Raw genomic sequence first — 7528 nt, 5'->3', positions numbered from 1 at the left:
CAGGCGTGCTTATCCAGTTCAATCCCGAAGTGGGCTGGTAATCGGTGAAGGTGGAGTTGTCGCCAAAAATCCATTCGGTATGCGTTCCGTTATCGCTCACATTTGCATTGTAAGGCGCCACAAAACCATCGCAGGTGATATAGGGAATCCAGTCATCTCCCCAGGAAATGGAGGGAACGGTTTCCACAAACACAGTGGTGGTGGCGGTGTCTCCGCAGCCGTATTTATCGGTGATGATGACCGTAAATGTGGTGGACGTGCTCGGAAGCAACCAGGGGTTCTGCGCAGTGTCGCTGTACCACGGTTAACTGCGGTATCTGCCCTACCATTATTTCCACCGAATCGGAATCAAAGCAAACGTTCAGGTCGGTTCCCGTTACCGAATAATAAGTGGAACTGGTAGGCACCACCGTAATGCAGGTAGTGGTTTGCCCTCCTGGACTCCACCAGTAACTGGTGGCGTTATTTATATTGGAGCAAAGCGTAATGGTATCGCCCAGGCAAATCGTGTCGGGCTGGCTGGTGACTGTCACCGAAACTTTCTGAATGACGGTTACCAATGTACATGCCGTATCCTTGCAGCCCCAGTTATCGGTCACGTACACGCAAAAAGGCGTGGTAGTGATGGGGGAAACTAATGGATTCTGCGAAAGGTTGGTGGTGGGCGAATCATAAATAATTGCAGTCGGAGGAGTCCAATAATAATTGTAGGGCTGCTGCTGCACGGGTCCCTGCGGGTTGCTGGTAAGGAAAGCAGTGTCGTTTACGCAAATGGTAACAGGAGGAGTTACCGTTACCACAGGGGGAACGCCTACTGTTACGGGAACGGAAGCGGAATTGGTGCAGCCGCCCGCATCGGTAACATATACCGTATAGGTATTGGTAAACGCAGGATTGGCAGTAGTGTTGGCGCACGATGAGCAACTTAACCCTGTAGTGGGAGACCATGTATACGAAACTGCCGTGGGAGCAAATGCGCTGAGGTTTGCAGTAGTTTGCCCGAAGCAAATGGTGCTGGGCGATAAGGCAGTCACGCTGGGAGGAGATGAATTGCTCGTTACCGTAACTGTGGCGCTGCTGGAGCAGCCGTTCACATCGGTTACGGTTACCACATACGTTCCCGCAGTAAGTCCGATCGCCATCTGCGTGGTTTGCGTGGGAGAAGTAGTCCATGAATATGTATAGGGAGAATTTCCTCCGGAAGGACTTGCGGTTGCTGTTCCTGTTCCGGAAGAACATCCATCGGGCGTGGAAGAAGCGGTTACAGAAAGATTAGCCGAAGAACCTACCGTTACAGTAACCTGTGTATTGCATCCGCTGGAATCTGCAATCACAACTGTATAATTTCCTGCTGAGAGGCCTGTTGCAGTAGAAGTTGTTTGTCCCGTGGGATTCCATAAATAAGTATAAGGAGAAGTTCCTCCCGAAGGGCTTGCGGTTGCCGTTCCGTTTGCGGCAGAACAATTTTCAGGAGTGGAAGAAGAAGTTGCAGTAAGACCGGAAGAAGAAGTTACCGCCACCGTTGCTGTGGTGGTGCATCCGCCAGCATCGCTAATCAGCACCGTGTATGTTCCTGCGGAAAGACCGGTTGCCGTTTGCGTGGTTTGAGGAGGCAAGGTACTCCACGCATACGTGTAAGGACTTGCTCCTCCCGAAGGAGTTGCTGTTGCCGTTCCGTCTGCGGCAGAACAACTTTCAGGTGTTGAATTTACTGCGGCAGTAAGCCCGCCTCCTGAATACGTAATGGCAATAGCTCCGTTGCCGGGATTTGTTGCCTGCGTGCAGTTTCCTCCGGCAGGAACTAAACTGGAACCGCCTCCGCCTCCGCCTCCGCCCAAGGGAGGAGTTTGCCAATCATCAGAACCGCCACCGCCACCGCCATAATAACCACCGCCTCCGCCACCGCCAGGTCCAAGATTATAATCAAGGTCGGGAGCGCCAGCACCGCCTATTCCTAATGCTCCGTTTGAGCCGGGAGTGCATACAGTACATCCAGCCCAGGGCGGGCCGCCAGCACCTCCTGCAGTTTGTGTTCCGCCTGATCCACCTTGCCCGAACGGACTTGTTCCGGTTCCTCCGGTAGCGCAACCGCCATCGCCTCCGAGTGCATCCTGGTCTCCGCCACCCATGCCGCCACCGGCACCGGCAACAACCACACGGTCGGTAAGAGAATATGGAGTAATTCTTATATCGGAAGCGCCTCCGCCACCGCATGATTCATAGCCAACAGTTGAAGAGGATTGCCCTGCACCACCGCCATTCCATCCGGCAGCGGGATTGCTTCCCTGCCCGCCCACATTTATTTGCAGCACCTGCGCGGGAGTGACAGAAAGCGTGGCGGTAACCACTGCGCCCAAACCGCCATTAGTACAGCCGCCCTGCGCGCCATTCACCGCTACGGTAATGGTGTTTACGCAACCGGGAACCGTCCATGTTTGCGAGGAGCCGATGTAAACAAAGTTGACTGTGGTCTGGCAGAAGGAATTATTTCCTGCGAGAAGAAAAAGTAAAAGTGCGAATAGGAATTTTTGAAAGAGGGTAAAGAATTTCATTGCTGTGATTGTTTATTTAGAGATGCAGGTTTAGCGCGCAAGGTTGCATTGATAATGTGAAAAAAAATTGAACGGGCGAATGTAAGATGAAAATGAGAATGCAGAAAATAAATTTTTCAGTTATCTTGCCAGTGTAACAAACCCTTTCTTTGAGGGTGTAAAATAAACTGTGTCAAGGAAAAAATAACTTTAACCCTTAAACACAGTTTATTTTACACCCTCCTTCGGAGGAAGATCGGCTGTTTCCCATTATTCCATTCTTCCAACATTCCAAAACCGGTTCAATCAGTTATAAATAATATTTCCCAAATCCCCTGCAACTTTTTGCCCACTTTCTTCGTCTTAGATACGATTTTACTCTTTCGCATAAAATTACTTACTTTGCCAAATCTTCGAAAAACGAAATGATGCGAAAAATACGAAACAAATATTTTTCATTGAATAGCGCTCGCTTACTTTTTACTTTTTACCTTTTATTTTTTACTTTTTACCTCTCCTTCGCCCAGCGCGGGAAAGACGGAGCCAAAGTAATTTCTACTGCTAATAATGTAGTAAACGAATATACCACGCTCACTGCAAATGCAGCAGCAGGCGCCACCGCCATTGCAGTTGCCAGCGGCACGCTGAATGCCAACGGAAGATTTCCCGGCAACCTTGCTGCCGGAGATTTGCTCCTGCTCATTCAAATTCAGGGAGCCGAAATCAACGGAGTTCCTCCTTTTCCCGGCCCTCCTTCGTGGAGCACTTTCAGCGAACCGCGGGACAGCACCTGGGGCTACGTTCTCAATTACCACGAATGCGGCAACTGGGAATTTGCCGAAGTATACAGCATCAGCGGAACCACCATCACGCTCGACTGCCCGCTGACAAATACGTATACCGCTGCGGGAAGAGTGCTGGTGGTGCGCGTGCCCCGCTATTCATCGCTCACCGTAAACGGTGGCGGCTCCATTACCTGCGACCCGTGGAACGGAAGCATAGGCGGAGTATGCGCCATGGAAGTTCAGAACAATACCACCATTAATGCGGGCGGCAGCATTGATGTAACAGGAAAAGGATTCCGCTCGGAACTTTTAGAGGACTCCGCTGCTTATGGAATAGGACCTGATATAAGCGCTTCCCTGCTTCAATCATGGGGCGCAGAAAAAGGAGAAGGCATAGCAGGATATGCAGTTGATTACGATATATACGGAGGCAGGTATTGCAGGGGCGCTGGCGCAAACAGTGGCGGAGGAGGAAACGGGCATAATGCAGGAGGAGGCGGAGGAGCCAACGGAGGAAATCCTCTTTTATGGAACGGACATGGAAACCCCGATAACTCGATTGCCGGATGGACCACCGCATGGAATCTTCAGTGGCCCGGATTTTCCGCCAACACTTCTTCGGGAGGCGGTCAGGGAGGATATTCTTTTTCAAACGCCAATAAAAATCCAACCACTACCCCTCCCAACAACACCAGTTGGACAGGCGACAACAGAAATGCTGTTGGCGGTTATGGAGGAAGACCACTCGATTATTCCACCGGCAGATTATTTCTCGGAGGCGCTGGCGGCTCAGGCGACCAGAATGACAACGAAGGAGGAAAGGGAGGAACCGGTGGCGCATTGATTTACCTGATGAACTACGGAACCATTTCAGGCGCAGGGCAATTTATATCAAACGGAACGAACGGAACCAATTCATCCGGCACTCCCGCAGCCACCAGTTATGCAGGAACCGATGGCTCAGGCGGAGGCGGAGCAGGAGGAACCGTTCTCATAAATTCTGTTGGAACCATTTCCGGAATATCCATCACAGCCAATGGAGGCAAAGGAGGCAACCAGGCAATTACCAAAGGAGCGTTCTATGTTTCAAACGGAGGAAAAGTGTACGAAGCCGAAGGACCCGGAGGCGGTGGCGGTGGCGGATACATTGGTTTTTCAAATGGCGCTCCCGCAGCCGCTGCTGCCGGAGGTGCCAACGGAACCACCAACTCAGATGCGCTGACATTATTTCCTCCGAACGGAGCCACCATAGGAGGAGCCGGAACAACTAACGGAACGCTTACCAACTTTATCATAAACGCCCCGAATGTTACCATTTGCGCAGGGCAGAGCGCCACGCTCACCGCCACGCTAAGCGGAACGGTTCCCAACGGAACCACTATTATCTGGTACGACCAATTAGTGGCAGGCAACACACTCGGCACCGGAAACACGTACACCACTTCGGTTCTCACGGCAGGAACGTATACTTATTACGTAGGAACCTGCCCCGGCACCTATCACCAGCCGGTGATTGTTACGGTAACTTCTTCCCCGCTTGTTTCTGCGGGACCTGATGTTACTATTTGCAATGGCGGAAACACCACGCTTGCCGCTTCGGGCGGAAGCGCGTACGTTTGGTCGCCTTCCACCGGGCTGAATAATCCGAACATCTCAAACCCGGTTGCGACTCCGGCTTCCACCACTACCTATATTTGCACCGTTACCACTTCCTGCGGAAACGCGAATGATACGGTGATAGTAACCGTGAATTCTTCTCTCAGCGCTTCCATTTCAGGAAACCTTACCATTTGTTCCGGTGGAAATACAACGCTCACCGCTTCGGGAGGAAATAATTATTTGTGGAACAACAGCGCCACCACTTCTTCCATTGTGGTTTCTCCTACGGCTACCACCACTTACTCGGTTACGGTTACCAACGGAAGTTGCTCGAGCACCACCAGCGCAACAGTAATTGTGAGTTCAACTATTACCGCATCCATCTCAGGAAATCTTACCATTTGCACGGGAGGAAACACCACGCTCACCGCTTCGGGCGGAAATAATTATTCGTGGAACAACAGCGCCACCACTTCTTCCATTGTGGTTTCTCCGACAGTAACCACTACTTACTCCGTTACAGTTTCAAACGGAAACTGCTCAAGCACCACGAGCGTAACGGTAATCATCAGTTCAAGTATCACGGCATCTGTTTCGGGCAATCTTACCATTTGTTCCGGTGGAAGTTCAACGCTCACCGCTTCGGGAGGAAATAGTTTTTCGTGGAGTACGAATGCCACCACTTCTTCCATTGTGGTTTCTCCCACTGCAACCACCACTTATTCCGTTACGGTTACCAATGGAAGTTGCTCGAGCACTACCAGCGTAACGGTGAATGTGAGTTCAAACCTCACGGCAACCATTTCAGGAAACAACAAACTTTGTTCGGGCGGAAGCAATACACTCACCGCTTCAGGCGGAAGCAATTTCTCGTGGAGCACCGGCTCCACTTCTTCTGCCATTGTAATATCTTCGGCAGGAAATTATTCGGTAACGGTTTCATCGGGGAACTGTTCCTCCACCACTTCGTTTACGGTTACCAATAATCCGCCCATCAGCACCACTTTCACTGTGAATGCAATTAATTGCGGTTCTTCGAACGGCTCCATTCAGTCGGGCACTTCGGGCGGAACTCCGGGCTATACGTATTCGTGGAATCCAACCGGGCAGACAAATGCCACTGCAACGGGACTGAATGCCGGAGGAAATTATACGCTCACCGTGACAGATGCCATTGGCTGCACGCATACCGCCACTGTAAATCTTACAGCGCTCAATTCTCCCTTTGCTTCTGTTTCGGGAAACACATTGCTTTGCACCGGAGATGCCACCACGCTTACGGCAGGGGGAGGAACTACCTATTCGTGGAGCACGGGCTCAACGGCAACCAGCATTGCATTAACCCCAACGGCAACTTCCACCTACACGCTTGTTGCTTATACCGGCAACTGCACCGATACCGCTTTGGTAACAGTGCAGGTTTCACCCCCACCCACAGCGTCTGTGGCAAGCAACACAACGGTTTGCATCGGCTCTTCGGCAACGCTTACGGCAGGAGGCAATGGAACTTATTCGTGGAACACGGGGCAAACTTCTTCTTCCATTGTGGTTTCGCCCACATCTAATTCTACTTATTCAGTTATTGTAACCATCGGCTCCTGCTCTGACAGCGCTTCGGCAACTGTTTCTGTAATTCCAACTCCCACGGCAGCCGTTACAAGCAATCCTGCTTCCTCCACCATTTGCGGAGGCGATGCTATTACGCTCACCGCTTCGGGAGGAAATTCTTATGTATGGAATAACGGTGCCACCACAGCCAGCATCACGGTAACACCTGCCGCAACTTCCACGTACACGGTAAGCGCCAGCAACGGATTTTGTACCGACACGCAAACGGTAACGGTGTTTGTTCTGCCCCCGCCTGTGGCAGGCATAACGGGAAACACAAACATTTGCCAGGGCGACAGCGCCACGCTCACCGCCACCGGAGGCAGCGGAGGAACGTATTTATGGAACACAGGCGCCACCACGCAAACGATTAATACCTCCGCATCGGGAACTTATTCGGTGGTGGTAACGGTTGGCTCGTGCAGCGATGCGGCTTCGGCTGTTCTGAATGTAAATCCACTTCCCACCGCAACCGTCACTCCCAGTTTTACCATTATAGAAGGCGAAAGCACCACGCTCACCGGAGGAACAGGAGCGACCTATTTATGGAACACCGGAGAAAACGGGGCGAGCATCACTGTTTCCCCGAATGCAACCACCCATTACTGCATTACCGTGTTTGACGCCAACGGCTGCCGGGATTCCGCCTGCATGACGCTCACGGTTGAACTTTGCACCGGCACTCCCTACCTGCCCACTGCTTTCTCACCAAACGGTGACGGAGAAAATGATTCGCTGCAACTCTATTACGGCATTCCCAAGTGCATTACTTCTTTTCATCTTTCCATTTATAACCGCTGGGGAGAAAAAGTATATGAAACCCTCGACCCTATTTTCCGGTGGAGCGGAATTTATAACAGCGGCTTGCTGCAAAACACGCAGAAAGGCGGAACGGAGGTGTTTGCTTTTTACATGGATATTGTAATTGCCAACGGAACGAGCATTTCCAAAAAAGGAAATATCAGTTTGGTCAGGTAGAATTTTAATTTTCACTTTTTTTTAGTT

The 7528-nt window shown here is 51.2% G+C and carries 3 protein-coding genes; 1 reads left to right on the top strand and 2 read right to left on the bottom strand.

Annotated features, from left to right (window positions below; all coding sequences use genetic code 11):
• A partial coding sequence (locus tag HY063_09750) for a hypothetical protein (protein MBI3502067.1) occupies positions 1-271 on the bottom strand: 271 nt, incomplete at its 3' end.
• Positions 225-2552: a hypothetical protein gene (locus HY063_09745; GenBank protein ID MBI3502066.1), complete on the bottom strand. Its 2328-nt coding sequence runs from the start codon at positions 2550-2552 to the stop codon at positions 225-227. The genes HY063_09750 and HY063_09745, both read right to left, overlap by 47 nt.
• 437 nt (positions 2553-2989) lie before the next feature.
• Here HY063_09745 and HY063_09740 point away from each other — a divergent pair, with 437 nt between their 5' ends.
• Positions 2990-7501, top strand: a complete 4512-nt coding sequence (locus tag HY063_09740) for a gliding motility-associated C-terminal domain-containing protein (protein MBI3502065.1) — start codon at positions 2990-2992, stop codon at positions 7499-7501.
• The last annotated feature ends 27 nt before the right edge of the window (positions 7502-7528 follow it).

The sequence above is a fragment of the Bacteroidota bacterium genome (assembly GCA_016195025.1).
Classification (GTDB): domain Bacteria; phylum Bacteroidota; class Bacteroidia; order Palsa-948; family Palsa-948; genus Palsa-948.
This window is presented reverse-complemented; position numbering and strand designations above follow the sequence as displayed.